Raw genomic sequence first — 299 nt, 5'->3', positions numbered from 1 at the left:
CCTTTTGGGCTTTTAAATAAATTTGTTCTTTATCTTTTATATTTGAGAGGGTAAGTTCATTATAACCTTCTTCATTAACACCTATGGTTTTAGAAGAAAGAGAAGTTTGATGATCATTAAAAGGAAGATTTACTAAACTTGGATTAGCCCCATTATACAAACTTCCACTTACATAAGGTTTATCTATATCATCATCTAAAAAAGAAATAATCACTTCATCTCCTATTCTTGGAGTATGATAAAAACCTGAATGATTACTTGCTATATGAGAAGCTACTCTTAAAAAAGGAGTGTGATGG

Annotated in this window: 1 protein-coding gene; it reads right to left on the bottom strand. The window is 29.8% G+C overall.

The features are described 5' to 3' along the window. The coding region (locus H2277_RS09230) for a phage baseplate assembly protein V (protein WP_337201989.1) at positions 1 to 299 on the bottom strand (299 nt) is incomplete at both ends.

Origin of the sequence: Campylobacter sp. W0014 (assembly GCF_020135975.1) — a bacterium.
GTDB lineage: Bacteria > Campylobacterota > Campylobacteria > Campylobacterales > Campylobacteraceae > Campylobacter_D.
This window is presented reverse-complemented; position numbering and strand designations above follow the sequence as displayed.